The 25,345-nt window shown below is 72.9% G+C and carries 21 protein-coding genes and 1 pseudogene; 16 read left to right on the forward strand and 6 right to left on the reverse strand.

Annotation, left to right across the window (positions count from 1 at the left end; genetic code table 11):
- From EF918_RS36830 to EF918_RS07945, 4 genes and pseudogenes are all read left to right on the forward strand, one after another.
- Positions 1 to 202: pseudogene (locus EF918_RS36830) on the forward strand (hypothetical protein); the annotation flags it as partial.
- Between the two features lie 103 nt (positions 203 to 305).
- Positions 306 to 1,514: an exodeoxyribonuclease VII large subunit gene (gene xseA, locus EF918_RS07935; RefSeq protein WP_125642967.1), complete on the forward strand. Its 1,209-nt coding sequence runs from the start codon at positions 306 to 308 to the stop codon at positions 1,512 to 1,514.
- Between the two features lie 78 nt (positions 1,515 to 1,592).
- The gene (locus EF918_RS07940) at positions 1,593 to 1,886 is read left to right on the forward strand and encodes an exodeoxyribonuclease VII small subunit (RefSeq protein WP_125642970.1); all 294 of its coding nucleotides are present in this window, start codon (positions 1,593 to 1,595) and stop codon (positions 1,884 to 1,886) included.
- Between the two features lie 116 nt (positions 1,887 to 2,002).
- Positions 2,003 to 2,590 (forward strand): malonic semialdehyde reductase, encoded by a 588-nt coding sequence (locus tag EF918_RS07945; protein WP_125642973.1) that lies wholly within the window; start codon positions 2,003 to 2,005, stop codon positions 2,588 to 2,590.
- 144 nt (positions 2,591 to 2,734) lie between these two features.
- Here the strand turns inward: EF918_RS07945 and EF918_RS07950 are convergent, their stop codons facing one another.
- Entirely contained in the window at positions 2,735 to 3,250 is a 516-nt protein-coding gene (locus EF918_RS07950; RefSeq protein ID WP_185921650.1) for a DUF4245 domain-containing protein, read from the reverse strand.
- 204 nt (positions 3,251 to 3,454) lie between these two features.
- On the opposite strand from EF918_RS07950, the gene glpX reads away from it, so the two are divergent.
- Positions 3,455 to 4,486: a class II fructose-bisphosphatase gene (glpX, locus tag EF918_RS07955; protein ID WP_125642979.1), complete on the forward strand. Its 1,032-nt coding sequence runs from the start codon at positions 3,455 to 3,457 to the stop codon at positions 4,484 to 4,486.
- Positions 4,487 to 4,734: 248 nt separating this feature from the next.
- Here glpX and EF918_RS07960 read toward each other — a convergent pair whose 3' ends face one another.
- Both EF918_RS07960 and EF918_RS07965 read right to left on the reverse strand, forming a co-directional pair.
- On the reverse strand, positions 4,735 to 5,124 hold the full coding sequence (locus tag EF918_RS07960) for a WhiB family transcriptional regulator (RefSeq protein WP_125642983.1): 390 nt from the start codon (positions 5,122 to 5,124) through the stop codon (positions 4,735 to 4,737).
- Between the two features lie 136 nt (positions 5,125 to 5,260).
- Positions 5,261 to 5,974, reverse strand: a complete 714-nt coding sequence (locus EF918_RS07965) for a DUF1707 domain-containing protein (protein WP_260609966.1) — start codon at positions 5,972 to 5,974, stop codon at positions 5,261 to 5,263.
- A 147-nt stretch (positions 5,975 to 6,121) separates the two neighbouring features.
- Between EF918_RS07965 and EF918_RS07970 the strand changes: the two genes are divergently transcribed.
- Together EF918_RS07970 and EF918_RS07975 are read left to right on the forward strand one after the other, a co-directional pair.
- Positions 6,122 to 7,786 (forward strand): fumarate hydratase, encoded by a 1,665-nt coding sequence (locus EF918_RS07970; RefSeq protein WP_312847818.1) that lies wholly within the window; start codon positions 6,122 to 6,124, stop codon positions 7,784 to 7,786.
- A gap of 223 nt (positions 7,787 to 8,009) precedes the next feature.
- Complete coding sequence (locus EF918_RS07975) at positions 8,010 to 8,777, forward strand: glycerophosphodiester phosphodiesterase family protein (RefSeq protein WP_125642992.1); 768 nt, start codon at positions 8,010 to 8,012, stop codon at positions 8,775 to 8,777.
- A gap of 28 nt (positions 8,778 to 8,805) precedes the next feature.
- Here EF918_RS07975 and EF918_RS07980 read toward each other — a convergent pair whose 3' ends face one another.
- Positions 8,806 to 10,329: a ricin-type beta-trefoil lectin domain protein gene (locus tag EF918_RS07980; protein ID WP_125642996.1), complete on the reverse strand. Its 1,524-nt coding sequence runs from the start codon at positions 10,327 to 10,329 to the stop codon at positions 8,806 to 8,808.
- A 107-nt stretch (positions 10,330 to 10,436) separates the two neighbouring features.
- Between EF918_RS07980 and EF918_RS07985 the strand changes: the two genes are divergently transcribed.
- From EF918_RS07985 to EF918_RS07995, 3 genes are all read left to right on the forward strand, one after another.
- Positions 10,437 to 11,828 carry an aspartate ammonia-lyase gene (locus EF918_RS07985; RefSeq protein WP_125642999.1) on the forward strand — a complete coding sequence of 464 codons (1,392 nt, stop codon included), beginning with the start codon at positions 10,437 to 10,439 and terminating at the stop codon, positions 11,826 to 11,828.
- 133 nt (positions 11,829 to 11,961) lie between these two features.
- Positions 11,962 to 12,669 carry a DUF402 domain-containing protein gene (locus EF918_RS07990; RefSeq protein WP_125643001.1) on the forward strand — a complete coding sequence of 236 codons (708 nt, stop codon included), beginning with the start codon at positions 11,962 to 11,964 and terminating at the stop codon, positions 12,667 to 12,669.
- A gap of 668 nt (positions 12,670 to 13,337) precedes the next feature.
- Positions 13,338 to 15,272: an ATP-binding SpoIIE family protein phosphatase gene (locus EF918_RS07995; RefSeq protein ID WP_260609970.1), complete on the forward strand. Its 1,935-nt coding sequence runs from the start codon at positions 13,338 to 13,340 to the stop codon at positions 15,270 to 15,272.
- A gap of 92 nt (positions 15,273 to 15,364) precedes the next feature.
- Here the strand turns inward: EF918_RS07995 and EF918_RS08000 are convergent, their stop codons facing one another.
- Positions 15,365 to 17,668 carry a transglycosylase domain-containing protein gene (locus EF918_RS08000; protein WP_125643004.1) on the reverse strand — a complete coding sequence of 768 codons (2,304 nt, stop codon included), beginning with the start codon at positions 17,666 to 17,668 and terminating at the stop codon, positions 15,365 to 15,367.
- A gap of 256 nt (positions 17,669 to 17,924) precedes the next feature.
- On the opposite strand from EF918_RS08000, the gene EF918_RS08005 reads away from it, so the two are divergent.
- The 3 genes from EF918_RS08005 to EF918_RS08015 all read left to right on the forward strand — a co-directional run bounded on the left by EF918_RS08005 (position 17,925) and on the right by EF918_RS08015 (position 20,048).
- On the forward strand, positions 17,925 to 18,836 hold the full coding sequence (locus tag EF918_RS08005) for an SPFH domain-containing protein (RefSeq protein WP_260609967.1): 912 nt from the start codon (positions 17,925 to 17,927) through the stop codon (positions 18,834 to 18,836).
- Positions 18,833 to 19,096 carry a hypothetical protein gene (locus tag EF918_RS08010; protein WP_125643010.1) on the forward strand — a complete coding sequence of 88 codons (264 nt, stop codon included), beginning with the start codon at positions 18,833 to 18,835 and terminating at the stop codon, positions 19,094 to 19,096. The genes EF918_RS08005 and EF918_RS08010 overlap by 4 nt, the downstream gene beginning before the upstream one ends.
- Positions 19,097 to 19,193: 97 nt before the next feature.
- A complete protein-coding gene (locus EF918_RS08015) occupies positions 19,194 to 20,048 on the forward strand; it encodes a peptidylprolyl isomerase (protein WP_125643013.1) in 855 nt (284 codons plus the stop codon).
- On the opposite strand, the gene EF918_RS08020 is transcribed toward EF918_RS08015, so the two are convergent.
- Positions 20,026 to 21,627, reverse strand: coding sequence for a DUF2079 domain-containing protein (locus EF918_RS08020; RefSeq protein WP_125643016.1), 1,602 nt, complete (start codon positions 21,625 to 21,627; stop codon positions 20,026 to 20,028). The two genes, EF918_RS08015 and EF918_RS08020, sit on opposite strands and share 23 nt — an antisense overlap.
- 137 nt (positions 21,628 to 21,764) lie before the next feature.
- Between EF918_RS08020 and EF918_RS08025 the strand changes: the two genes are divergently transcribed.
- The 3 genes from EF918_RS08025 to EF918_RS08035 are packed head-to-tail and all read left to right on the forward strand — an operon-like array spanning position 21,765 to position 25,338.
- Complete coding sequence (locus tag EF918_RS08025) at positions 21,765 to 22,289, forward strand: PadR family transcriptional regulator (protein WP_125643019.1); 525 nt, start codon at positions 21,765 to 21,767, stop codon at positions 22,287 to 22,289.
- Positions 22,286 to 22,978 (forward strand): ABC transporter ATP-binding protein, encoded by a 693-nt coding sequence (locus tag EF918_RS08030; RefSeq protein WP_125643022.1) that lies wholly within the window; start codon positions 22,286 to 22,288, stop codon positions 22,976 to 22,978. Before EF918_RS08025 ends, EF918_RS08030 begins: the two co-directional genes overlap by 4 nt.
- Positions 22,975 to 25,338, forward strand: coding sequence for an FtsX-like permease family protein (locus tag EF918_RS08035; protein ID WP_260609969.1), 2,364 nt, complete (start codon positions 22,975 to 22,977; stop codon positions 25,336 to 25,338). Before EF918_RS08030 ends, EF918_RS08035 begins: the two co-directional genes overlap by 4 nt.
- Positions 25,339 to 25,345: the final 7 nt, after the last annotated feature.

Genomic DNA, 25,345 nt, shown 5'->3' on the forward strand with positions numbered 1-25,345 from the left:
AGCCAGGCCGCGCCGACGAGCTGGGCGCTCCGGGCGGCACCTGGTCGTGCCCGTGGTGGGGGCCACGGTCACCCTGGCGGTCATCGCCACCGCCGCCCGGAGCGCCCAGCTCGTCGGCGCGGCCTGGCTGGTCACGGGCCTGCTCGTCCTGCTGGCCCAGCGCAACCGCGCCCCGGCCGGCCCGGACCGCCCCGCGCCCTGACCCCGGACGGGGCCGAGCGGTCCGGCCGGACCGACCGGCCCGGCGGCCCCGACACCCGGGCCGGGCCTGAGGTGGTGTCAGTCGGGACCGTTAGCCTTCCTGCATGGGTCTGAATACGTCGGCCGAGGCGCCGCTGCCCGTCGGTCAGGTGTCCCGGCTCATCGGGGGCTGGATCGAGCGGCTCGGCCAGGTGTGGGTGGAGGGGCAGATCACCCAGCTCTCGCGCCGCCCGGGCGCGGGGGTGGTCTTCCTGACCCTGCGCGACCCCTCGCACGACATCTCCGTCAGCGTGACCTGCTTCCGCCAGGTCTACGACGAGGTCGCCGATGCCGTGACCGAGGGCTCGCGGGTCGTGCTGCTGGCCAAGCCCGAGTGGTACGCGCCCCGCGGGCAGCTGTCGCTGCGGGCCACGGAGATACGGCCCGTCGGCATCGGCGAGCTCCTGGCCCGGCTGGAGCGGCTCAAGCGCTCCCTCGCCGCCGAGGGGCTCTTCGCGCTGGACCGTAAAAAGCCCCTGCCCTTCCTGCCGCAGTTGATCGGCCTGGTCGTCGGCCGGGCCTCGGCGGCCGAGCGCGACGTCCTGGAGAACGCCCGCCGCCGCTGGCCCGCCGTCCGCTTCGCGGTCCGCAACGTCGCCGTGCAGGGCGTGCACGCGGTGCCCCAGGTGGTGCAGGCCGTCAGGGAGCTCGACGCCCTCGACGAGGTCGACGTGATCATCGTGGCGCGCGGCGGCGGCAGCGTGGAGGACCTGCTGCCGTTCTCCGACGAGAAGCTGGTCCGCGCCGTCGCCGAGGCCCGTACCCCGGTGGTGTCCGCGATCGGGCACGAGCCCGACTCCCCGCTCCTCGACCTGGTCGCGGACCTGCGCGCCTCCACCCCCACCGACGCCGCCAAGAAGGTGGTCCCGGACGTCGGCGAGGAGCTGGAGCGCGTACGGCAGCTCCGCGACCGGGCGCTGCGGTCGGTACGGGGCCTGCTGGACCGGGAGGAGCGCGGCCTCGCCCACGCCCTGGCCCGCCCCGTCTTCGTGCACCCGCAGCGGATGGTGGAGACCCGGGAGGACGAGCTGGAGGCGCTGCTGGGGCGCAGTCGCCGCACGCTGGGCCATCTGCTGGACCGGGCCGACTCCGAGCTGGCCCACACCCTGGCCCGAGTGGTGGCCCTGTCGCCGAAGGCGACGCTGGAACGGGGGTACGCCGTGCTCCAGCGCGCCGACGGGCACGTGGTGCGCTCGCCCGAGGAGGTCACGGCGGACGAGGTCCTGCGGGCCCGGGTCGCCGAGGGCGAGTTCACCGTCCGGGTCGACCCCTAGCCCGCACCCCCTCCACCACAGCACGACCCACCATCCACCACCCCACCCACCACCCCACGAGTTGCGAGGTTCTCCGGAATGGCCGAGACGGATACGGCGCTGGGATACGAGCAGGCGCGGGACGAGCTCATCGAGGTCGTCCGGCGGCTGGAGGCGGGCGGCACCTCGCTGGAGGAGTCGCTCGCGCTCTGGGAGCGCGGCGAGGAGCTGGCCACGGTCTGCCGGCACTGGCTGGAGGGCGCCCGGGCCCGGCTGGACTCGGCGCTGGCCGCCCGGGAGTCCGCCGAGCGGGCGGAGCGGGGCGAGGGGACCGGACGGGCGGAGCGGAGCGGACGGGCCGAGGGGGCCGAGGGAGCCTCCGACCAGGGCTGACGGCCACGGCCCCTGTGAGGCCGCTCACCAGGACACCGGTTTAGTTGAAATTTCATCTATCCCGTGCGTACAGTCGTACCGACGAACCACCCCCGCATGTGGAAGAAGGCTTTCCGATGTCTCTCGTTCTCGACGCCGCCGCCCAGGACCTGCTGTTCCGCGAGGCCCGCACCGCCAACTCGTTCTCCGACGAGCCGGTGACCGACGAGCAGATCCAGGCCGTCTACGACCTGATCAAGTACGGCCCGACCGCCTTCAACCAGACCCCGCTGCGGATCACCCTGGTCCGCTCCCCCGAGGCCCGCGAGCGCCTGGTCAAGCACATGGCGGAGGGAAACCAGGCCAAGACCGCCGCCGCGCCGCTGGTCGCGATCCTCGCCGCGGACAACGAGTTCCACGAGGAGCTCCCCACCCTGTTCCCGCACTTCCCGCAGGCCAAGGACGTCTTCTTCGGCGAGCGCCCGGTCCGTGAGCAGTCCGCGCAGGTGAACGCCGCCCTGCAGGCCGCCTACTTCATCGTGGGCCTGCGCGCCGCCGGCCTGGCCGCCGGCCCGATGACCGGTCTGGACTTCGCCGGCGTCCAGAAGGAGTTCCTGGACGACGACCACACCCCGCTGATGGTCATCAACATCGGCAAGCCGGGCGAGATCGCCTTCCCGCGCTCCCCGCGCCTGGAGTTCGACCAGGTCGTCACCACCGTCTGAGCCCCTCCGGCGCTCCGACGGCGTAAGGGCGCCGCCACGACGAAGGCCGCCCGCCCCCTCCCGGGGCGGGCGGCCTTTTCGTGCGTGCCCGCTCAGCGCTGCAGCCCGCTCAGCTCCGCGTGCCACTCGGCGCTGCGTGCCCGCTCAGCTCTTCTTGAACTCCAGCGCCGCCGCCATCCGGGCGAGCTGCTCGAAGGACGCCGTGCCGGTCACCACCGTCACGTGCCCGTCGTCCTTGCGCACCAGCGCGTCGTACTTCTCGCCGTCCCAGCGCTCCCAGGTCAGGTCGCCGACCTGCTCGGTCCGCCCGGTCGCGGCGGCCTTCTGGGTGACCTTCTCCAGGTACTTCGGCGAGACGTCCGAGGACTGCTCGACCGCCACGTACTGGTTCTGGGGGTCGAGGAAGCCCAGGTGCCAGGCGTTGGCGTTCTTGCGCTCGAAGGTGACCGAGGTCGCCCGCCACTCCTGGGGGAGGCCCGTGGGCGCGGCCACGGGGTACGGCGCCGCGCGCCGGGCCGTCAGGGTCTCGACGCGGTAGTCGACCACGCGTGTCGGATCGGCCTCCTCGTCGTGCGGGACGAAGATGTAGATCCCCGCCACGACCACGCCGATCACCGCCAGCGACCGGACCATGTCGAAGACCGTCTGCTTGCCTTTCATACCTGCCACACCCCTATCGTCCCGCATGCCCGGAGGCGATCACGGGCAGGGGTGGGTTCAGGTGGGGTGGTACGGCCGGGAGTGGTCGGCCGGACGTCCGATACGCCGCTCATACGTGACCCCCTCTGCTCAATTTGTCGACGTGACGATAGAGTTCCAGCACCCTCACCTACCGGCCGTCGTCGTACAGAAAGGTGCGCTCCGATGACCGAGCACAACCTGCCGCCCCAGCTCGAAGTCTCGCCCGAAGCCCCCGACCGCAACCTCGCCCTGGAACTCGTACGGGTCACCGAGGCCGCTGCCATGGCCGCCGGACGCTGGGTCGGGCGTGGTGACAAGATCGGCGCCGACGGCGCCGCGGTCAATGCGATGCGGACCCTGATCTCCACCGTCTCGATGAACGGCGTCGTCGTCATCGGCGAGGGCGAGAAGGACGAAGCCCCGATGCTGTTCAACGGCGAGCGGGTCGGCGACGGCACCGGTGCCGAGGTGGACATCGCCGTGGACCCGATCGACGGCACCACGCTCAACGCCAAGGGCATGCCCAACGCCATCGCCGTCCTGGCGGCCGCGGACCGCGGCACCATGTTCGACCCGTCCGCGGTGTTCTACATGGACAAGCTGGTCACCGGTCCGGAGGCGGCCGACTTCGTCGACATCAACGCCCCCGTCTCGGTCAACATCCGCCGGGTCGCCAAGGCCAAGAACATGGCCACCGAGGACGTCACGGTCGTCATCCTGGACCGCCCCCGCCACGAGGGCATCGTCAAGGAGATCCGCGAGACCGGCGCCCGGATCAAGTTCATCTCCGACGGCGACGTGGCCGGTTCGATCATGGCCGCCCGCGAGGACACCGGTGTGGACCTGCTGCTGGGCATCGGCGGCACCCCCGAGGGCATCATCTCGGCCTGCGCCATAAAGTGCCTCGGCGGTGTGATCCAGGGCAAGCTGTGGCCCAAGGACGAGGCCGAGCGGCAGAAGGCCCTGGACGCCGGGCACGACCTGGACCGGGTGCTGACCACCAACGACCTGGTCTCGGGCGAGAACGTCTTCTTCGTCGCCACCGGCATCACCGACGGCGAGCTGCTGCGCGGTGTGCACTACCGCTCGGAGACCGCCACGACCTCCTCGCTGGTGATGCGCTCGAAGTCCGGCACGATCCGGAAGATCGACTCCGTCCACCGCCTGTCGAAGCTGCGCGCGTACAGCGCCATCGACTTCGACCGCGCCCAGTAGCCGACCGGCGCGCGACAGCCGGAAGGGGCGGCCCCTGTGCGGAGGGGCCGCCCCTTCCGGCTGCGGTCACTGCGTACGGCTCCGGTCCCGCCGGCCTGCGCCCGCCCGGCTGCCCGTGTGCCCGTCGCCCGGTCCGTCGGCCCGTACGCCGGTAGGCCCTTACGTCCGTACACCCGTAGGTCCTCGCGCCCGTACGCGCCCGTACGCCGGTACGTCCCTACGTCCGTCCGTACGGCCGCCTTGTGCCGTCAGCCCGCGGCGGCGACGGGGCCGGCCGTCGGCCGGCCCTGGCGCAGCTCCGCGGCGCGGCGCCGGCGGCGGGCCAGGACGACGCGGCGCTCGGCGGCCGTCAGGCCGCCCCACACCCCGTACGGCTCGGGCTGGAGCAGGGCGTGCTCGCGGCAGGCCACCATGACCGGGCAGCGGGCGCACAGCCGCTTCGCGGCCTCCTCGCGGGAGAGCCGGGCCGCCGTCGGTTCCTTGGAGGGGGCGAAGAACAGTCCCGCCTCGTCCCGGCGGCACACTGCGTCGGCGTGCCATGGGCCGTCCTCTTCCCTGGCCGGCACGCGTGGCTTCGGGAGAGCCGGGAGGCTCTTGACGGCCACTGCCTGCAGGGACTGATGCGGCGGTTGCTGCACGGTCTACTCCTGACGACGGATTCGCGAGCGAGAGACGATGCACCTGTCTCTACCCGCTGGGTGCACCGCTATGCACTCCGTGTCGCTCAGGGAAAGTTCGACCGAAAGACAACCCTCCGGCGGCGTACCGCCGTTGTCACGCCTCCAGCCGCTTGCGCAGGCGCACGGCCAGGTCCACGATGCGCGCGCCCCGCTTGGGCCGGGCCTCGATATTGCCCAGCAGCGAGAATCCGCGGACGATCACGACGGGGGCCTGCGTGTCGCTTTCCTCGTGGCCTTCTCCGCGCACCTCGAAATTGCCGAGAACTCCACTGCCGTATCCGCGCAGCGTCACATTTTCCGGGACCTTGATGTCGACGTTTCCGAGGATGCAGGTCACGTCGATCTCGGTGACCTGCTGCTCGAAGACGGCCTCGGTCAGGTCGATGGTGATGTCCCCGAGGACCGACACGGCCCGGGTGCGCGCGGCCGGCCGCCAGCGGCCCTTGCGGGTGGAGCTGCTGCACACCGCGACCACGTTCTCGGCGAAGCCGGTGCCGGGCGGGACGGCGGCGTGCGGGACCGCCGCACCGGCGGGGAAGCCGGCGCCCGCGGGGCGGGCCGCGGCGGTGCCGCCGGGCACGGGCAGGTCCCGTACCAGCAGTTCCAGCTCGCCGACGGTCTTGACGGCGTAGAGGGAGTCGAGGCGCTCGGAGTGCTCCTCGGCGTCGAGCCGGCCCTCGGCGAGGGCGTCGGCCAGGATCTGCGCGATCCGGTCGCGGTCGGCGTCCGAGGCGCGCAGCTCGGCGGGGGCCGCAGGAGTCGCGGCTGCGGCGGCGGGTGCGGCGGCGGGGTGCTTTTCCAGGTCCACGACCGCCAGCATAGCCACACACGATAGATCGCGATAGTGCTGGGTGAGCCTTACCTCACAGACAGGGGCCGGGGGTCAGGACCTAACCTGGTGGACTGCGCTGCCAATAGGTCGCCAGCGCTGTCTGCCGAGTGAGGAATGACCGACATGCCGGAGTTCGCGTACACCGACCTGCTCCCTCTGGGAGAGGACAAGACTCCCTACCGCCTGGTGACGTCCGAGGGTGTCTCCACGTTCGAGGCGGACGGCCGTACGTTCCTCAAGGTCGAGCCGGAGGCGCTGCGCAAGCTCGCCGAGGAGGCCGTCCACGACATCCAGCACTTCCTGCGCCCGGCCCACCTCGCGCAGCTCCGGCGGATCATCGACGACCCGGAGGCCTCGGCCAACGACAAGTTCGTGGCGCTCGACCTCCTGAAGAACGCGAACATCGCCGCGGCCGGCGTGCTGCCGATGTGCCAGGACACCGGCACGGCGATCGTGATGGGCAAGCGCGGCCAGAACGTGCTCACGCAGGGCGGTGACGAGGAGGCCCTCTCCCGCGGCATCTACGACGCGTACACCCGGCTGAACCTGCGGTACTCGCAGATGGCGCCGCTGACCATGTGGGAGGAGAAGAACACCGGCTCGAACCTGCCCGCGCAGATCGAGCTCTACGCCACCGACGGCGGTGCGTACAAGTTCCTCTTCATGGCCAAGGGCGGTGGCTCGGCCAACAAGTCCTTCCTCTACCAGGAGACGAAGGCGGTCCTCAACGAGGACTCGATGATGAAGTTCCTGGAGGAGAAGATCCGCTCGCTGGGCACGGCCGCCTGCCCGCCGTACCACCTGGCGATCGTGGTCGGCGGCACCTCGGCCGAGCACGCGCTGAAGACCGCCAAGTACGCCTCCGCGCACTACCTGGACGAGCTGCCGACCGAGGGCTCGGCGCTGGGCCACGGCTTCCGTGACCTGGACCTGGAGGAGAAGGTCTTCGAGCTGACGCAGAAGCTCGGGATCGGCGCGCAGTTCGGCGGCAAGTACTTCTGCCACGACGTCCGCGTGGTGCGCCTGCCCCGGCACGGCGCCTCGTGTCCGGTGGCCATCGCCGTCTCCTGCTCGGCGGACCGCCAGGCGCTGGCGAAGATCACGCCGGAGGGCGTGTTCCTGGAGCAGCTGGAGCGGGACCCTGCGAGGTTCCTGCCGGACACGACGGACGAGCACCTGTCGGCGGGCGGCGCGGTGGTCGGCATCGACCTGAACCAGCCGATGGACGAGATCCTGGCGGAGCTGACCCGGCACCCGGTCAAGACCCGGCTGTCCCTGACCGGCCCGCTGGTCGTGGCGCGCGACATCGCCCACGCCAAGATCAAGGAGCGGCTGGACGCGGGCGAGGACATGCCGCAGTACCTGAAGGACCACCCGGTGTACTACGCCGGCCCGGCCAAGACCCCCGAGGGCTACGCCTCGGGCTCCTTCGGCCCGACCACGGCCGGCCGGATGGACTCCTACGTCGCCCAGTTCCAGGCGGCGGGCGGCTCCAAGGTCATGCTGGCCAAGGGCAACCGCTCGCAGCAGGTCACCGACGCGTGCGGTACGCACGGCGGCTTCTACCTGGGCTCGATCGGCGGACCGGCGGCGCGGCTCGCGCAGGACTGCATCAAGAAGGTCGAGGTCCTGGAGTACGAGGAGCTCGGCATGGAGGCGGTCTGGAAGATCGAGGTCGAGGACTTCCCGGCGTTCATCGTCGTGGACGACAAGGGCAACGACTTCTTCCAGAACCCGGCCCCGGAACCCACCTTCACCCACATCCCGGTCCGCGGCCCGGGCCTGTAGCAGCCCCGGCCCGGCCCCGGGGGTTCCGCCCCGCACCCCGAACGGGGTCCGGGGCGGAGCCCCGGTTCGGGAAGGGGCGGGGAGGGGACGAGCCCCGCGCAGTGGCCCTGGACGCAGTCCTCGCACGGCTCGCAGTGCGGCGAGGTGACGGTCATCCGTTGTTCGGCCATCCGTGCAGCATGCGGTGGGTCGCGGTGTTCCGCATCCGGATAACGTTCGCGGTATGACGCAGTCGCCGCTTCGCACCGCACGGGACGTGCGGGTCATCGCTCACCGGGGGGCCTCCTACGAGCACCCGGAGCACACCATCGCCGCGTACCGGCAGGCCATCGCCGACGGGGCGGACGCCCTGGAGTGCGATGTGCGGCTGACCGCCGACGGGCGGTTGGTGTGTGTGCACGACCGGCGGGTCGAGCGGACCTCCGACGGGCGGGGCGTCGTCTCCGCCATGACCTACGACGAGCTGGCCGCGCTCGACTTCGGCCGGTGGAAGGGCGAGGAGCACCGGGGCGCGCAGGTGCTGCTGTTCGAGGACCTGCTCAAGGAGGTCCTGGCCGCGGACCGGCGGGTGGGGCTGGCCGTCGAGACCAAGCACCCCAACCGGGCCGGTGGCCGGCTGGAGGCCGAGCTGGTGCGGGTGCTGAAGGACCACGGCCTGGCCGACGGGGCCGACGGCCGGGTCGAGGTCATGAGCTTCTCCCGCAACGCCCTGGTCCGGCTGAACCGGCTCGCGCCCGGCCTGCCCGCCGTCTACCTCGTCGAGCGCCGGGTGCGGCCGCCCCGGCCGCCGTTCGCCGGGCACGCCGGCCCCGGTATCGACCTCGTACGGCAGGACCCGGGGCTGGTGGGGCGGCTGAAGGCCCAGGGGCTGCGGGTGCGGGTGTGGACCGTGGACGACCTCGCGGACGTCGAGCTGTGCCTGCGCCTGGGCGTGGACACGCTCATCACCAACCGGCCGCGGGAGGTCAGGGAGTACCTCGACTCCCTGTGACCTCCCCCGGTCGGCCGGAGCCCGACCGTTACGCGAACCGCTGCGCCGCCGAGCCGTTGCACGGCTGGAGGCGGACCGGGTCGTGGGCGGCGGCCACCGTCAGGCACAGGCCGGGGGAGGCGGCGGGGCGGAGGGTGCCGCCGTCCTTGACGAACTGCTGGTTGGCGCCGCCGTGGCAGTTCCACAGGATCAGCCCGGTGCCGGCGCTGTACGCGGCTCCCGGCACGTCCAGGCAGCGGTCGTGGCTGAGTTCGACGTGGACCGACTTGCGCGGGGCGTCGTACCACCAGCCCTGGTTGCGGCCGCCGTGGCAGTCCCAGCCGACCACCTTGGTCTGGTTGGCGCTGGAGCCGCCGAAGGAGTCGAGGCAGGTGCCGGTGGCCTCGTTCCTCAGGGGCCGGTACAGGTCGTCCCAGGCGCCGGCCTGCAGGACCGGGGTGCCGGTGCTGGCCGGGTCGGCGCAGGAGGCCTCGCGCAGGCCGGAGTCGTACAGCTGGGTCAGGCAGGACGCGAAGGCGCCGTGGCCGCGGTAGTTGGGGTGGAAGGACTGCCGGGCGGTGTTCTCGTCCCACGGGAAGTGGTCGCCGAGGTCCAGGTAGAGCCCGCGGGCCCAGGTGTCCTCCATGCAGACCTCGTGCCCGTGGAAGAGCCGGGAGTTGTCGAGGTAGACGGCGCCCGCGTTGCGGGCGGCCTCGCGCATGCCCTTCTCGAAGGTGGGCACGGCGTAGGTGCGGCCCCAGGCGGCGTCGGAGTCGTAGCCGGCGCAGCCGCCGGGGAGCTTGCCGGGGAAGCTGGGGTTGTCGTAGAAGTCGGGGCCGATCGGGCTGGGGTAGCCCATGACCACGAGCTTGTAGTCGGTGTCGGCGTAGCCGGCGCCGCGCATGACGGTGCGCAGGTCGGCGACGGTGGCCTCGACCTTGGGGCGCAGTCCGTCGACGCGGGCCTGCCAGCCCGGGGCGTACTTGGGTTCGCAGGTGCCCTGGCTGAGCACCCAGCGGGTGACGCAGTCGGTCATGACCGGGCCGAACTGGAGGTCGTCGTTGGCGCCGGCGACGAGCAGGACCAGCTTGATCCTGGTGTTGCGGGCCTTGACGGCCAGGTTGTCGCTCTGCACGAGCTCGTCGGCGTACTGCTTGCTGCCGCCGATGCGGATGTTCCCGGTGTAGGCGCCGGAGCAGGCGACGTTGAAGGTGAGGTCGGCCGGGATGCCGGTGCGGTGGATGGCGCTGTCCGGGGAGCGGTGGCACTGGTTGGACGAGGTGTTGGTGGCGGGGTCGTAGTTCCCGACGCCCTCGCCGGAGATCTCGCTGTCGCCGAGCGAGATCAGGCCGGTCCTGCGGTCGGCCATCGGGCGGACGGCCGGATCGCCGTAGATCCGGGTGGCCTCGGCCGCGCGGATCGCCTCCAGTTCCGGCGGCAGGGGGGTGACGGCCGGGCCGGCGGTGGGGGCCGCCTGGGCCGTGGGGGTGATGGCCGTGACACCCCCGAGGGCGGCCGCGATCGCCGCGGCCGCGGCGAAGGTAGATCTGAGTCTGGGTCCGAAACGCGCCATGTACGCCTCCCCGGTGTCAGTGTTACCCCCGGTATTTACTGGCCGGTAGGGGAGTTGGGAACACTTTGAACAAGACAATTGCTCAACTTTATGAGGAGGATGAGGACATGACCGACGATCAGTACCGGGTGGAGCGCGACTCGATGGGCGAGGTACGGGTGCCCGCCCATGCCAAATGGCGTGCACAGACGCAGCGCGCGGTGGAGAACTTCCCCGTCTCCGGACAGCGCCTGGAGCGTGCCCACATCGCCGCCCTGGCCCGGATCAAGGCCGCCGCCGCCCGGGTCAACGCCGAACTGGGCGTACTGGATCCGGACATCGCCAAGGCGATCGTCTCGGCCGCGTCGGAGGTGGCCGAAGGACGCTGGGACGAGCACTTCCCGGTGGACGTGTTCCAGACGGGCTCGGGGACCTCGTCCAACATGAACGCCAACGAGGTCATCGCCACCCTGGCGAGCGAGCGGCTCGGCCGCGACGTGCACCCCAACGACCACGTCAACGCCTCGCAGAGCTCCAACGACGTCTTCCCGTCCTCCATCCACATCGCCGCCACCGCCGCGGTCACCCACGACCTGGTGCCCGCCCTCCAGCACCTGGCGGCGGCCCTGGGTGCCAAGTCCGCCGAGTTCGCCGAGGTGGTCAAGGCCGGCCGCACCCACCTGATGGACGCCACGCCCGTCACCCTGGGCCAGGAGTTCGGCGGGTACGCCGCCCAGATCCGCTACGGCGTCGAACGGCTGCGGGCGGCCCTGCCCCGGCTCGCCGAACTGCCGCTGGGCGGCACGGCCGTGGGCACCGGCATCAACACCCCGCCCGGGTTCTCGGCGGCCGTGATCGCCGAGGTCGCCGAGCGGACCGGGCTGCCGCTGACCGAGGCACGCGACCACTTCGAGGCCCAGGGCGCCCGGGACGCGCTGGTGGAGACCTCGGGCGCGCTCCGGACGATCGCGGTCTCCCTCACCAAGATCGCCAACGATCTGCGCTGGATGGCCTCGGGCCCGCGCACCGGATTGGCCGAAATCAATCTGCCCGATCTCCAGCCGGGCTCCTCGATCATGCCCGGAAAGGTCAATCCGGTCGTCCCGGAGGCCGTCCTCATGGTCGCCGCGCAGGTGACGGGGAACGACCTCACGGTCGCGACGGCGGGCGCCGCCGGCAACTTCGAGCTCAACGTGATGCTCCCGGTGATGGCCAAGAACCTCCTGGAGTCCGTCCGGCTGCTGGCCAACGCCTGCCGCCTGCTGGCCGACCGTACGGTCACCGGGATCACCGCGAACGCCGAGCGGGCCAGGGAGTACGCCGAGTCCAGCCCCTCGGTGGTCACCCCGCTCAACCGGTACATCGGCTACGAGGAGGCGGCCAAGGTCGCCAAGAAGTCGCTCGCGGAGCGGCGGACCATCCGCGAGGTCGTCCTGGAGTCGGGCTACGTCGAACGCGGCGACCTGACCCTGGAACAGCTCGACGAGGCGCTCGACGTGCTCCGCATGACCCACCCCTGACGCATCCCGGGCGTGCCCCCGCCCCACCCCCGACGGGTCGCGCGGGGGCCGGATTTCGGCCGATTTCCCGCCCGGGCCACCTCCGTGACCTGCACCGCAGCGAACGGCCGGAAGCCGACCCTAAGATCTGCGCATGACAGGTACCCCAGGCCGCGGGGGCGGCGCCGGGCGCGACGACGCGTCCGCTACGCACTGGGCGCCCGGGGAGCACATCCTCTGGCGCTACCGCGACCACCGCCGGGGCCTGCCCGGCCCGGTGCACATCTGCCGGCCGGTGACCGTCGTCCAGGACACCGACGAGCTGCTCGCCGTGTGGATGGCCCCGGGCACCGAGTGCGTCAAGCCGGTCCTCGCCGACGGCACCGCCGTGGCCGACGAGCCGCTGGCCACCCGCTACACCGCCCCGCGCACCACCGTCCGTGCGCGCTGGTTCGGTGACGGCGTGCTCAAGCTCGCCCGGCCCGGCGACCCGTGGTCGGTCTGGCTGTTCTGGGAGCACGACTGGCAGTTCCGGAGCTGGTACGTGAACCTGGAGGAGCCGCGGACCCGGTGGTCCGGCGGGGTCGACTCCGAGGACCACTTCCTGGACATCTCCGTCTACCCCGACCGCACCTGGAAGTGGCGGGACCAGGACGAGTTCGCGCAGGCCCAGCGGTCGGGCCTGATGCTGCCCGAACAGGCCGCCCGGGTCCGGCGGGCGGGCCGCGCGGCGGTGGAGCTGATCAAGGCCTGGGGGTCGCCGTTCTCGGACGGCTGGGAGCACTGGCGACCCGATCCGGCCTGGGACGTTCCGGTCCTGCCCGAGGACTGGGACCGCACCCCGGCGCATATGACCTCATGAGACCCTTGATGCGCCCCCGGGGTTCAAACGTAGGATCGTCCTCCGCAAGGCTGCGTAATTGGCATGGTGTGCTGAGGACTTGATAACGAGCTGGGGGTGGCCCCGGACAAAGTTCGGGAGCAGGAGGAGGGGCGGCGGTGTCCCCGCCGCTGAGCGGGTATACCGCGACTGAACGAGTTGAGTGCAGCGCACATCGAGCGCAAACGGACGGATTGCCACGCGTGACGGAGTACCCCACCTCTCACGAGGGCCCGCAGCCGCAGCCTGCCGCGGCGGGCGGCTCCGCGTTGTTCGCCGCTGGCGAGGGCCGGGACGACCAGGACCACGGCAAGGCCCTCGCCCCCTCCGCCGCGATCCCGGCCGCCCGCCGCGGGGAGGACCGCGCCGCCGGCCCCGACCCGGCCGGCCACGGGGACCACGGCGCCCGCGGCCCGCACGACGCGGACGCCGACGCCGACGCCGAGCCCGCCGGCGAGGCCGGCCCCCCGACCACGACGACGCCCCCGCCCGGGACCGCGGCCGACCCCGGCCTGCTTCCCGACGCGGACCACGGCGCCGACCCCGGTGCGGTCCCCCGCGCCGAGACCCGTACGGACCCCGGCCCGGCGCCCGCGGCGCCCGCCGACGGCCACGGCTCCGGCGGCTCCCCCACGGACCCGCCGGCCGAGGTGCCGGCCCCGCGGGACGGGGAGCCCGGCCGGGACGTCACCGCCGCGCACAACGCCGCCGGAACGGGGCCCCTCCCGGCCCCCGCCGCGGACGGCGCCGGCGCCGGCGCCGGCGGAATCCCGGGGTCCGGCGCCGGGCTCGGGCTCGGCGAGGCCGGGATCGCCCGCCGCGAGGGCGACCGGCTGCGCTTCGTCGGGGCCGCGACCCGGCGGATCGCCCGCGGGATCGACCTCGACGAGATCGTGCTCGGCCTGTGCCGGGCCACCGTGCCGACGTTCTCCGACGCGATCCTCGTCTACCTGCGCGACCCGCTGCCCGTCGGCGACGAACGGCCCGCCGGCCCCGTCGTCTTAAGGCTGCGCCGCACCGACCGGCTCCGGCCGATCGACGATCTGACCGAGCACACCGTCGGGGCCGGACTGGACCTCGCCGGGGCCGCGGGGGCCACCGGCGAGTTCGACTTCAGCCAGCTTCCGCTGGTGGGCCCGCAGGGCGACCTGCCGGCCGCCGAGCTGTGCGAGATCCTCGCCGGCGGGGCCCTGGACGAGGTGCTGCGCGGGGTCCGGCCGGTCTTCGGCTCCTCCGCCGCCGCCCGGACCGCCCTGCCCGAGCTGCTGGGCGCCGAGCACCCGGTGCCGCGCGGCGAGCGGGCCATCCTCGCCCCGCTGCGCGGCCGGCGCCGCGTCATCGGCGCGGCCGTGTTCCTGCGCACGCCCGAGCGGCCCGCGTTCGAGCAGAACGACCTGCTGGTGGCCGCCCAACTGGCCACCCACACCGCGCTGGGCATCGACAAGGCCGTGCTCTACGGCCGCGAGGCGTACATCGCCGACGAGCTCCAGCGGACCATGCTGCCCGACAGCCTGCCCCAGCCCACCGGGGTCCGGCTGGCCTCGCGCTACCTGCCGGCCGCCGAGACCGCCCGGGTCGGCGGCGACTGGTACGACGCCATACCGCTGCCCGGCAGCCGGGTCGCCCTCGTGGTCGGCGACGTCATGGGGCACTCCATGACCTCGGCCGCCATCATGGGCCAGCTGCGGACCACGGCCCAGACCCTGGCCCAGCTCGACCTGCCGCCGGCCGAGGTGCTGCACCACCTCGACGAGCAGGCCCAGCGGCTGGGCTCGGACCGGATGGCCACCTGCCTGTACGCCGTCTACGACCCGGTCTCGCACCGGATCACCATCGCCAACGCCGGCCACCCGCCGCCCGTCCTGCTGCACCTGGGCGGTCGCGCCGAGGTGCTGCGGGTGCCGCCCGGCGCCCCCATCGGCGTCGGCGGGGTCGACTTCGAGGCCGTGGAGCTGGACGCGCCGGCCGGCGCCACCCTGCTGCTGTACACCGACGGACTGGTGGAGTCCCGGCTGCGGGACGTGTGGACCGGCATCGAGCAGCTGCGCGAGCGGCTGGCGGCCACCGCCCAGCTCACCGGGCTGGACCACCCGCCGCCGCTGGAGGCGCTCTGCGACGACGTGCTGGACATGCTGGGCCCCGGCGACCGGGACGACGACATCGCCCTGCTGGCGGCCCGCTTCGACGGGATCGCACCCAGCGACGTCGCGTACTGGTTCCTGGACCCGGAGGAGACCGCTCCGGGCCGGGCCCGCCGGTTCGCCCGCCGGGCCCTGTCCCGCTGGGGCCTGGAGGATCTCGGGGACTCGCTGGAGCTGCTGGTCAGCGAGGTGGTCACCAATGCCGTCCGGTACGCGGAGCGGCCCGTCACCCTGCGGCTGCTGCGCACGGACGTGCTGCGCTGCGAGGTGGGCGACGACTCCCCGCAGCTCCCCCGGCAGCGCCGGGCCCGGGACACCGACGAGGGCGGCCGCGGGCTGTTCCTGGTCAACCGGATGGCCCGCCGCTGGGGCGCGACCCGGCTGAGCAGCGGCAAGGTGGTCTGGTTCGAGCTCTCCCTGCCGGGCCCGCGCGACCGGGTCTGAGGGACGCCGAGCAGCAGCACGAACACCGCCGCCCGGCAGCGCATGCGCTGCCGGGCGGCGGTGTTCGTGCGGGGGGTGCGGGCGCCGGGCCGTTACGGCTTGACCGGGCCGCCGGTGCCGCCGCCGGACGGCGGGAGCGGCGGGTCGGTGGACTTCGTCGGGTCCGGCGACTTGGTCGTGCTCTTGGTCGGGTCCGGGGTGTGCTGGCTCCTGGTCGGGTCCGGGCTGTTCGTGGCCGGGGACCGGGTGGCGCTGGTGGTGGGGTCCGGGGACTTGGTGGTCGACGGGGTGACCGCGGTCCGCGGGCTCGGCGGCAGGACCGGCTCGCCCATCTCCGCGTCGTCCAGGTCGAACGTGCCGGTCTTGGCGCCCTTGAGCGCCGCCAGCGTGTACGCCTTCCAGATGTCGGCCGGGAAGCTGGAACCACCGGCGCGGCCACCGCCCGCCGTACCGGCCAGCGTGACCTGCTTGCCCGTGCCCGGCTCCTCGCCGAACATCGCGACCACGGTGACCAGTTCGGGGGTGTACGCGGTGAACCAGGCGGCCACGTTGGACTCGGTGGTGCCGGTCTTGCCGGCCGCCTCGTAGGCGCCGGACTTGACCGCGTTGCCGGAGCCGTCGTTGACGACGCCGGTGAGGACCTTGGTGACGGTGTCGGCGGTGGAGCTGTCGATCACCTGGGCGCCGATGGCCTGGACCTTGTTGTACTGGCGGTAGGAGTGCTCGGCGCTCTTGATGATGGTCGGGGTGACCTTCTTGCCGTGGTTGTCGAAGGTGGCGTAGACGCCGGCCATCTCGACGGTGTTGGCGCTCATGGTGCCGAGCGCCATGGCCGGCTTGTCCTCGGGCCAGCCCTCGCGGTCCCTCATGCCGAGGGCGAGCGCGGTCTTCTTCACGTTCTGCGGCTTCACGTCCACGATCATCTGCGCGTACACGGAGTTGACCGAGGAGTTGGTGGCCTTCTGGACCGTGATCAGCGGGCTGTCACCGGTCTTGTAGTCCTGCTGGTCCTGGTTCTGCGGGGCGAAGGGGACGTCGCTGCCGACCACGGGGCGGCCGCTGGTGCCGTCGTAGAGGGCGTTCGGGGTGATCGGCTTGCCGTCCTGGGTACGGGACTTGTTCTGCAGGGCGGAGGCCAGCACGATCGGCTTGAACGTCGAGCCCGGCTGGAAGTCGGTGCGCAGGGCGTTGCTGGACCAGTGGTCCTGCTGGCCGGTGCCGCCGTACATGGCCACGATGGCGCCGGTCTTGGGGTCCACGGAGGTGGCGCCCGCCTGGACGTTCTGGTCGACCGGGCGGTGCTTGGTGTCCTTGCGGTCGAGCTTGGACTCCAGCTCGTCCTGGACGGCCTTCTCCAGGGCGGCCTGCTTCTTGGGGTCGATGTTCAGCGTGATGGTCCAGCCGCCGGCCTGGATCTGCTCGGCGGAGACGCCCTGACGGCGCATCTCGGCGTTGGCGGCCTCGATCAGGTAGCCCTTCTGGCCCTCCATGCCGGGGGCGGCCTTGGGCTTGATCGGGGGCTGGAACTGCATGCCGGCGCGCTTGGCCGCGTCGAGTTCGCCCATCTCGACCATGTTGTTGAGCACGTAGTTGAAGCGGTCGGCGACGAGCTTCTTGGAGGTGTCGCTGGCCACGGCCCAGTCGTACTGGCTGGGGGCCTGGAGGAGGGCGGCGAGGTAGGCGCTCTGCTCGATGGTGAGCTGGTCGGCGTTGACGCCGTAGTAGGCCTGGGCGGCGGCCTGGACCCCGTACGCGTTGCGGCCGAAGTAGCTGGTGTTCATGTAGCCCGCGAGGATCTCGGGCTTCTCCATCTCCTGGTCGACCTTGAGGGAGATCACCAGCTCCTTGAGCTTGCGGGTGACCGTCTGGTCCTGGTTCAGGTAGTAGTTCTTGACGTACTGCTGGGTGATGGTCGAACCACCGGACTTGCGTCCGCCGGTGACCGCCTGGAGCGCGGCGCGGCCCAGGCCCTTGACGTCGATGCCGCTGTCCTTGCGGAAGGACTTGTTCTCGGCCGCGATGAACGCGTTCTGCGTGTGCATCGGGATCTTGTCGATCGGCAGGATCTCGCGGTTGACCTTGCCGGTCCGGGTGATGATCGAGCCGTCCGCGAACTTGTAGACGTTGCTCTGGAGCGTCGCCTCCTGGTTCGGGTCCGGCTTGTCCACGTAGAAGTACAGGCCGAGGAGCGCGGCGAAGCCGAGCAGGATCATCCCGAAGAACGCGCCGAGGAGCTTCTTCCAGGTGAAGAAGCGGCGTATGCCGCCCTTCTTGGCCTTGCCACCGCCCGCGTCCGCGCCCGTCGCCGCCCCGTTGCCGCTGTTCGCCGCACGGCTGCGCGTCGTCCCGCGCGTACCGCGCTGCTTCTGCGCTCGTCGCGCTTCTGCTCGGCCCATCGCTCCCGCTCCGCTCGATTACCCCCCGACGTCAGCTCCGAAAACTAACACCGCAGGTTGTGACAAACGTTGGCCAACTATGGCCAATACCGGTCAATTCGGACGTGAGAATCAGCACCCACACCCATGGAACCGACGCGTCGCACACCCGAAGGGTTGCCGTACTCCAAAAAGGTGATATCACTTTGCTAGAGGTTCCGAGCGAACGATCCTGACCAAACGGGGGCGCACCATGACGAACGACAGCAGAAGCGGAATGACCACGTCCGAGGCTCACCCGGCGCCTGCCGTAAGGGAGTTCGCCGCGCACAGCGTCGGCGGCGGCCTGGCGCTGCTGCTCGGCCTGGTCGGCGTCGTCGCCGGCGGTGGCGTGGTCGCGCTCGGCGCCGCGGCCTCCGCGGCGGCCGCCAAGGCGGCGTTGATCCCGCTCGGCATCCTGATGGTCCTCGGCTCGGTCTTCGCCATGAGCGGACTGAACATGGTGGCCCCCGGCCAGGCCCGGGTGGTCCAGCTCTTCGGCCGCTACCGCGGCACGATCCGCACCGACGGCCTGCGCTGGGTCAACCCGCTGACCTCCCGGGAGCGGATCTCCACCCGCGTCCGCAACCACGAGACCGCCGTCCTGAAGGTCAACGACGCCTACGGCAACCCGATCGAGCTGGCCGCCGTCGTGGTCTGGCGGGTCGAGGACACCGCGCGGGCGGTCTTCGAGGTGGACGACTTCGCGGAGTTCGTCGAGACCCAGGCGGAGTCCGCCGTCCGACACATCGCGATCGAATACCCGTACGACTCCCACGACGAGGACGGCCTGTCGCTGCGCGAGAACGCCGAGGAGATCACCGAGAAGCTCGCGGCCGAGCTCCAGGCCCGGGTCGAGGCGGCCGGCGTACGGATCATCGAGTCCCGCTTCACGCACCTCGCGTACGCTCCGGAGATCGCCTCGGCGATGCTCCAGCGCCAGCAGGCCGGTGCGGTCGTGGCGGCCCGCCGGCAGATCGTCGAGGGCGCGGTGGGCATGGTCGAGCTGGCCCTGACCCGTCTGGCGGAGGAGGACATCGTGGAACTGGACCCGGAGCGCAAGGCCTCCATGGTCTCCAACCTGATGGTGGTCCTGTGCGGCGACCGGGCCGCCCAGCCGGTCGTCAACACGGGCACCCTCTACCAGTGAGCCCGGCGGACCAGGAACCGGCGCCCCCCGCCCGCGGGGGACGCCGGCCCGACCGCAAGCAGGTGCTGCTGCGGCTGGACCCCCAGGTGTACGAGGCGCTGGCCCGCTGGGCCGGCGACGAGCTGCGCAGCGCGAACGCCCAGATCGAGTTCCTGCTCCGCCGGGCCCTGGCCGAGTCCGGCCGGCTCCCCGGCGGGGCGGCGCCGATCCCCCGGCGGGGACGGCCGCCCCGCCGTCCGGCGGAGGGCGAGCCCGGATAGCCGAGGCGGGCTGTGTGTCGCCCCGGCGGGGACCCGGCGCATGGCTACGCTCGCCCTTTGTCGAGCCGTCCCACCGCTCCCCCTGGCGAGGCCTGCCATGCCCACCGAGGACATCCCCGGCGCTGCCGCTCCCGGCCCGGCGTCACCCCCGCAGCAGGAGCCGGGCGCGCAGCCCGGCTCCCCCTCCGACCCGCCCGCCGCGGCGACGCACCTACCGCCCGACGGTACGCCGGGCGGTACGCCGGACCCCGGGGGCGGCCGTCGGCGGCGGACCGTGCGGGCCGTCGCCGTGGGGGCCGTGGCGGTCGTGGCCTGTGCGGCGCTGGTGCGCGGGGCGCTGTCGCTGGCCGGCGGTCCGGCCGGGGACGGCAAGCCGGTCGCCGACGGAGGCGCCGGTGCCTGCGCGTACACCCCCTCGGGCGCGGCCCGGCCGGCCGGGATCCCGGTGTTCGACGAGGCGAAGGCCGCCCGTCCGTACATGGCGACGCTCACCACCGACCAGGGGCCGGTCACGTTCGCCGCGCTGACCTCCCTGGCGCCCTGCACCACGTACTCGTTCCGGTTCCTGGCGGAGAAGAAGTACTTTGACGGCAGCAGCTGCCGCCGCCTGACCACCCGGTCGATCTTCACCCTGGAGTGCGGCGGCGACCGCCGGGGCTCCGCCGACCCCGGCTACCACTTCCCCGACGAGAACCTGGCCGAGGCCTCGTACCCGGCGGGCACGGTCGCCATGGCCAAGGCCGAGCCCGGCCGCAACGGCAGCCGGTTCTTCCTCGCCTGGGCCGACCCGGCCGTGCCGATGGGGCCCGAGTGGACCCCGTTCGGCACGGTGGTCGACGGCATGGAGGTGCTGCGGAGGATCGCGGCCAAGGGCACCGCCGACGGCTCGGCCGACGGCCGCCCGGCCGCGCCGGTGGTCGTACGCGGCGTCAGCGTGCAGGAGCCCCGCTGACCGTGGCCCCGGCCGCGGAACCGGACCCGGACCCGGACCCGGACCTTGGCCCGGTCCCGGCCCCGGACCCGGCCGTGCCGGTCCTGGTGAGCAGGACGAAACCGTCCTGCCGGACCACCGTGCGGTAGCCGCGGGCCCGGGCCTGGTCCAGCGCCTGGGCCTCGGCGGCGGCCGACAGCGGCCAGCGCACGTTCGCCGGGACGGTGGTGTCCACCACGATCCACTCCGGGTCCGGCCGGCTGTCCTGCCAGCCGAACATGCTGACGCTGGTGCGGTCGACCAGGTGCGGCACGAGCTGGTCGGTCGCCTGCACGGTGGCCCCGTCCGGGATCCGGGCCAGCACCCGCTGCGCCGTGACGAGGTGCGGCTCGGCGGGCCAGGGCTCGGGCCGCACCAGGTGCCAGAACGGGAACTGCGGCAGGAGCAGCAGACAGACCCCCACCGCCCCGGCGACGTACCGGCGCACGCTCGCCGCGCTCCCCTCCCGCCGGACCAGCGCGTCCACGAACGCGGCGAACAGGATCGTCATCAGCAGCAGCGAGTAGTGGTAACCGGTCCCCCAGTGGGCCCACTTCGCCGAGGCCAGGCGCCACAGCACGGTCGGCAGGGCGACCAGCACCAGCGGCGAACGCAGGGCCAGGAAGAGGGTCGGGGCCAGCAGCACCAGCACGGTGGTGGCCTTCGGCTCCGGCGTGACCATCCCCAACGTCAGCCGTTCCAGCAGCCCGGCCGCGCCCGTCCCGGCGCCGGCCCCCGTGCCCGCGCCCCCCGGCCCGCCCGGACCGCCGTCCAGCAGGCCCGTGTAGGCCCAGCTCCCGGCGGGGCTGAAGGCCGGGACCACCACGAAGGTGGTCAGCAGGGCCGCGGCGAGTCCGCCCAGGGCGGTCAGCAGGCCGAGCCGCCGGCTGCCGCGCCAGGCGATCACCACGCCGATCGCGGCGACGGTGAACCCGAGGTCCTCCTTCACCAGCAGCAGCGGCAGCGCCCAGGCCACGGCGGCGCGCATCCGGCCGGTCCCGAGCGCGGTCAGCGAACAGGCCAGCAGGGGCGCGGCGAAGGCGTACTCGTGGAAGTCGAAGCCGATGGCACTGGCCACGCCCCAGGAGAGCCCGTAGCCCAGCCCGATGCCCACGGCCGCCGCCGTGCCCAGGGCGCGGCGGGCCCACAGGGTCAGCGGGACCGTGCTCACCGCCACCAGGGCGGCCTGCGCCACCAGCAGGAGCTGGACCGAGGGCCACAGCCGGTACAGCGGGCCCAGCAGGGCGACGACCGGGGAGAAGTGGTCGCCCATCAGGGGGAAGTCCGGGCCCTTCACCTCGGAGACGGGCCACTGCCCCGCCGCCCAGGACCGTACGGACTGCGCGAAGATGCCCAGGTCGAAGGAGTGCGAGCCGAGCCGGGCGTGGGTGCGCAGGGACAGCGCCATGTAGAGGAAGAAGAAGGCGCCGGCCAGCGCCCAGGCCCAGGGGACGAACCGCCCCGCCCCCTCCCCGCCGGGCGGCTGCGCCCCGCTGGACCGCGGCCGGGAGGCGGACTGCTGCGCCGGGACGGTGCCCGTGCCCGTGGGGGGTGCGTGCATGCCCCCAAGATGACAGCCGCGTCAGCGCCCGTCCCCGGGGTCACCCGCCGTGTGCGCAGAATCCGTCGAACGGAGCACAGGCGGGTATGCACGGCCTGTATACACACGAGGTATACACACCGTGTAGAGTCCGGGGCATGTCGATCGGTCACACATTGCTCGGCCTCCTGGAGGCCGGTCCGCGTCACGGCTACGACCTCAAGCGCGCCTTCGACGAGAGGTTCGGCCACGACCGGCCCCTCGCGTACGGCCAGGTCTACTCGACCATGTCCCGGCTGCTGAAGAACGGCCTCGTCGAGGTCGACGGGATCGAGCCCGGCGGGGGCCCCGAACGCAAGCGCTACGCCATCACCGACGCCGGCGTCACCGACGTCGAGGACTGGCTCGCCCGGCCGGAGAAGCCCGAGCCGTACCTGCAGTCCACCCTCTACACCAAGGTCGTCCTCGCCCTGCTGACGGGCCGCAGCGCCGACGACCTGCTGGACGCGCAACGCGCCGAACACCTGCGGCTGATGCGCATCCTGACCACCCGCAAGCGCAAGGGCGACCTCGCCGACCAGCTCGTCTGCGACCACGCCCTGTTCCATCTGGAGGCGGACCTGCGGTGGCTGGAGCTGGCCGCGGCGCGTCTCGACCAGCTCGCCAAGGAAGTACGCCGATGACCCACGCCCCCGCCGGTTCGCTGCTCACCGCCACCGGCCTGCACAAGGCGTACGGCGCCACCAAGGCCCTGGACGGCGCCGAGTTCTCCGTCCACCCCGGGGAGGTCGTCGCCGTCATGGGGCCGTCCGGCTCCGGCAAGTCCACCCTGCTGCACTGCCTGGCCGGCATCGTCCCGCCCGACTCCGGCACCATCACCTACGCCGGCCGGGACCTGACGGCGATGAACGACACCGAGCGCAGCGCCCTGCGCCGCACGGAGTTCGGCTTCGTCTTCCAGTTCGGCCGGCTCGTCCCCGAACTCACCTGCGTGGAGAACGTCGCCCTGCCGCTGCGGCTGGCGGGCGTCAAGCGCAAGCAGGCCGAGCAGACGGCCCTGACCTGGATGGAACGGCTCCAGGTCGAGGACCTGGCGGCGCAGCGGCCGGGCGAGGTCTCCGGCGGCCAGGGCCAGCGGGTGGCCGTGGCCCGGGCCCTGGTCACCGGGCCCCGGGTGCTGTTCGCCGACGAGCCGACCGGGGCGCTGGACTCCCTCAACGGCGAGCTGGTGATGCAGCTGCTGACCGAGGCCGCCCGGTCCACGAACGCGGCCGTCGTGCTCGTCACCCACGAGACCCGGGTGGCCGCCTGGTCCGACCGCGAGATCGTGGTCCGTGACGGCCGCTCCCGGGACATGGAGCGCGCGATATGACGCACCGCCGCACTCCCCTGCACGTCTGGTGGCAGGACCTGGCCATGGGGGCCCGGTTCGCGTTCACCGGCGGCCGGCAGGGCTGGACCCGTACCCTGCTGACCGGCGTCGGCGTGGGCCTGGGCGTGGCCCTGCTGCTGCTCAGCACCTCCTTGCCGGGCGCGCTGGCCGCCCGTACGGAACGGGGCGACGCCCGTAGCTGGCTGGAGGCCCCTCGGGCCGACCGCCCGGGCCCGGACACCCTGCTGATCGCCCCGGCCCGCCAGACCTACCGCGGCCGGGACATCGAGGGCACGCTGCTGCGCGCCGAGGGCCCGGACGCCCCGGTGCCGCCGGGCCTGGAGAAGATCCCGGGCCCCGGCGAACTGGTCGTCTCCCCCGCCCTGAAGAAGCTGCTCGACTCCCGTGACGGGGCGCTGCTGCGCGAACGCCTCGACGGGCGGATCACCGGCACCGTCGGCGACGAGGGCCTGACCGGCCCCGCCGAACTGCTCTTCTACGCCGGCGAGGAGAGCCTGCGGCCGAGCGAGGAACCCTCCTCCCGGGTCGAGCGGATCACCGGCTTCGCCTACGAGCGCGTCACCGAGAAGCTGAGCCCGGTGCTGGTGCTCCTGGTGGTGCTGACCTTCGTGGCCCTGCTGCTGCCGGTCGCGGTGTTCATCGCCGCCGCCGTGCGCTTCGGCGGCGAGCGCCGCGACCGGCGGCTGGCCGCCCTGCGGCTGGTCGGCGCGGACGCGCGCGCGGTGCGCCGGATCGCGGCGGGCGAGGCGCTGGCCGGGGCGCTGGCCGGACTGGTGCTGGGCGCGGGCTTCTTCGTGGCCGGGCGGGCCCTGGTGGGCGGGTTCGACATCCAGCAGCGCAGCGTCTTCCCCGCCGACCTCACCCCGTCGCCGTGGCTGGCCGCGCTGGTGGCCGTGGCGGTGCCGGCGGCGGCCGTGGGCGTCACGCTGTTCGCGCTGCGCGGGGTGGTCATCGAACCGCTGGGTGTCGTACGGACCGCGCGGCCCGGCCGGCGCCGGCTGTGGTGGCGGCTGCTGGTGCCGCTGGCCGGCCTGGGCCTGCTGGTCCCGCTGGCGGGCCGCGGCGACGAGGGCGGGCAGTTCAACCGCTGGCAGGTCAGTGCCGGAGTGGCGCTGCTGCTGGTCGGTGTCACCGCGCTGCTGCCCTGGGTGCTGGAGCGCCTGGTGGGCCGGCTGGGCGGTGGCGGGCCGGTCTCCTGGCAGCTCGCCGTGCGCCGGCTCCAGGTGAGCATCGGCGGGGCGGCCCGGCTGGTCAGCGGGATCGCGGTCGCCGTCGCGGGCGCCATCGCCCTGCAGATGATGTTCACGAGCGTCGAGGGCGAGTACAGCCGGGACACCGGCCAGGACCCGGCGCGCGCCACCGTCTCGATCCTGCTCGGCTCCGACGTCACGCAGGACGCGCAGGAGCTGGCCCGGCGGGTCGCCCAGGGCGAGGGCGTCACCGGGGCCGTGGCGCTGCGCTCGCTGTCGGCCGCCCACCGGGTCCCCGCGGAGGACGGCCTGGTCGAGGTCACCGTCGGCACCTGCGAGGCGCTGCGCGAGGTGGCCGTGCTGGACTCCTGCAAGGACGGCGACGCCTTCCTGGCCTCCGGCTCGCAGCGCGCCGACGCCGAGGGGATGTACGGGGGCTCGGCGGCGCCCGGCGACCGGCTGTTCGTCGGCAACGTGCGCGGCTACGACAAGGAGGTCGCGCCCGTCCCGTACACCGTGCCCGCCGCGCTCCCGAAGGTGTCCTCGCGCCCGGACCCGACCGGCAACCTGCGCTCCGGGCTGCTGCTGACCCCGTCGGTGGCCCCCGGCGCCACCGGCGGCTACGGCTCGCAGCAGGTCTTCGTGATGACCGCGGACCCCGACGGGGACGGGCTGGAGCGGGCGCGTACGGCGGCGTTCAAGGCCTCGCCGCTGTCGACGGCGATGACGCTGAAGCAGACCACGTGGGACCCGGGCTACTCGACGGTGCGGATCGGGCTGTTCTTCGGGGCCACCGCGGTGCTGATGCTGATCGGCGTCAGCCTGCTGGTCTCCCAGCTGGAGCAGTTGCGCGAACGCCGCAAGCTGCTGTCCTCGCTGGTGGCGTTCGGCACCCGGCGCTCCACGCTGAGCCTGTCGGTGCTGTGGCAGACGGCCCTGCCGGTCGGGGTGGGCATGGCGCTGGCGGCCCTGTTCGGGGTCGGGCTGGGCGTCGTCCTGATGCGGGCGGCCGCGGCCCGGGTCCAGGTCGACTGGGCGCCGGTGCTGGCGCTGACCGGGGTGGGCGCGGGCGTGGTCGCCCTGGTCACGGTGCTGAGCCTGCCGCCGCTGCTGCGGATGGTGCGCCCGGACGGCCTGCGCACCGAGTGAGCCCGGC

Origin of the sequence: Streptomyces sp. WAC06614 (genome assembly GCF_003949795.1) — a bacterium.
In the GTDB taxonomy this organism is placed as follows: domain Bacteria; phylum Actinomycetota; class Actinomycetes; order Streptomycetales; family Streptomycetaceae; genus Streptomyces.

Coding starts and splice junctions, on each gene's coding strand:
- xseA (WP_125642967.1), top strand. CDS start 306: ATGGGTCTGAATACGTCGGCCGAGGCGCCGCTGCCCGTCGGTCAGGTG.
- EF918_RS07940 (WP_125642970.1), top strand. CDS start 1,593: ATGGCCGAGACGGATACGGCGCTGGGATACGAGCAGGCGCGGGACGAG.
- EF918_RS07945 (WP_125642973.1), top strand. CDS start 2,003: ATGTCTCTCGTTCTCGACGCCGCCGCCCAGGACCTGCTGTTCCGCGAG.
- EF918_RS07950 (WP_185921650.1), bottom strand. CDS start 3,250: ATGAAAGGCAAGCAGACGGTCTTCGACATGGTCCGGTCGCTGGCGGTG.
- glpX (WP_125642979.1), top strand. CDS start 3,455: ATGACCGAGCACAACCTGCCGCCCCAGCTCGAAGTCTCGCCCGAAGCC.
- EF918_RS07970 (WP_312847818.1), top strand. CDS start 6,122: ATGCCGGAGTTCGCGTACACCGACCTGCTCCCTCTGGGAGAGGACAAG.
- EF918_RS07975 (WP_125642992.1), top strand. CDS start 8,010: ATGACGCAGTCGCCGCTTCGCACCGCACGGGACGTGCGGGTCATCGCT.
- EF918_RS07980 (WP_125642996.1), bottom strand. CDS start 10,329: ATGGCGCGTTTCGGACCCAGACTCAGATCTACCTTCGCCGCGGCCGCG.
- EF918_RS07985 (WP_125642999.1), top strand. CDS start 10,437: ATGACCGACGATCAGTACCGGGTGGAGCGCGACTCGATGGGCGAGGTA.
- EF918_RS07990 (WP_125643001.1), top strand. CDS start 11,962: ATGACAGGTACCCCAGGCCGCGGGGGCGGCGCCGGGCGCGACGACGCG.
- EF918_RS08000 (WP_125643004.1), bottom strand. CDS start 17,668: ATGGGCCGAGCAGAAGCGCGACGAGCGCAGAAGCAGCGCGGTACGCGC.
- EF918_RS08005 (WP_260609967.1), top strand. CDS start 17,925: ATGACCACGTCCGAGGCTCACCCGGCGCCTGCCGTAAGGGAGTTCGCC.
- EF918_RS08015 (WP_125643013.1), top strand. CDS start 19,194: ATGCCCACCGAGGACATCCCCGGCGCTGCCGCTCCCGGCCCGGCGTCA.
- EF918_RS08020 (WP_125643016.1), bottom strand. CDS start 21,627: ATGCACGCACCCCCCACGGGCACGGGCACCGTCCCGGCGCAGCAGTCC.
- EF918_RS08025 (WP_125643019.1), top strand. CDS start 21,765: ATGTCGATCGGTCACACATTGCTCGGCCTCCTGGAGGCCGGTCCGCGT.
- EF918_RS08030 (WP_125643022.1), top strand. CDS start 22,286: ATGACCCACGCCCCCGCCGGTTCGCTGCTCACCGCCACCGGCCTGCAC.
- EF918_RS08035 (WP_260609969.1), top strand. CDS start 22,975: ATGACGCACCGCCGCACTCCCCTGCACGTCTGGTGGCAGGACCTGGCC.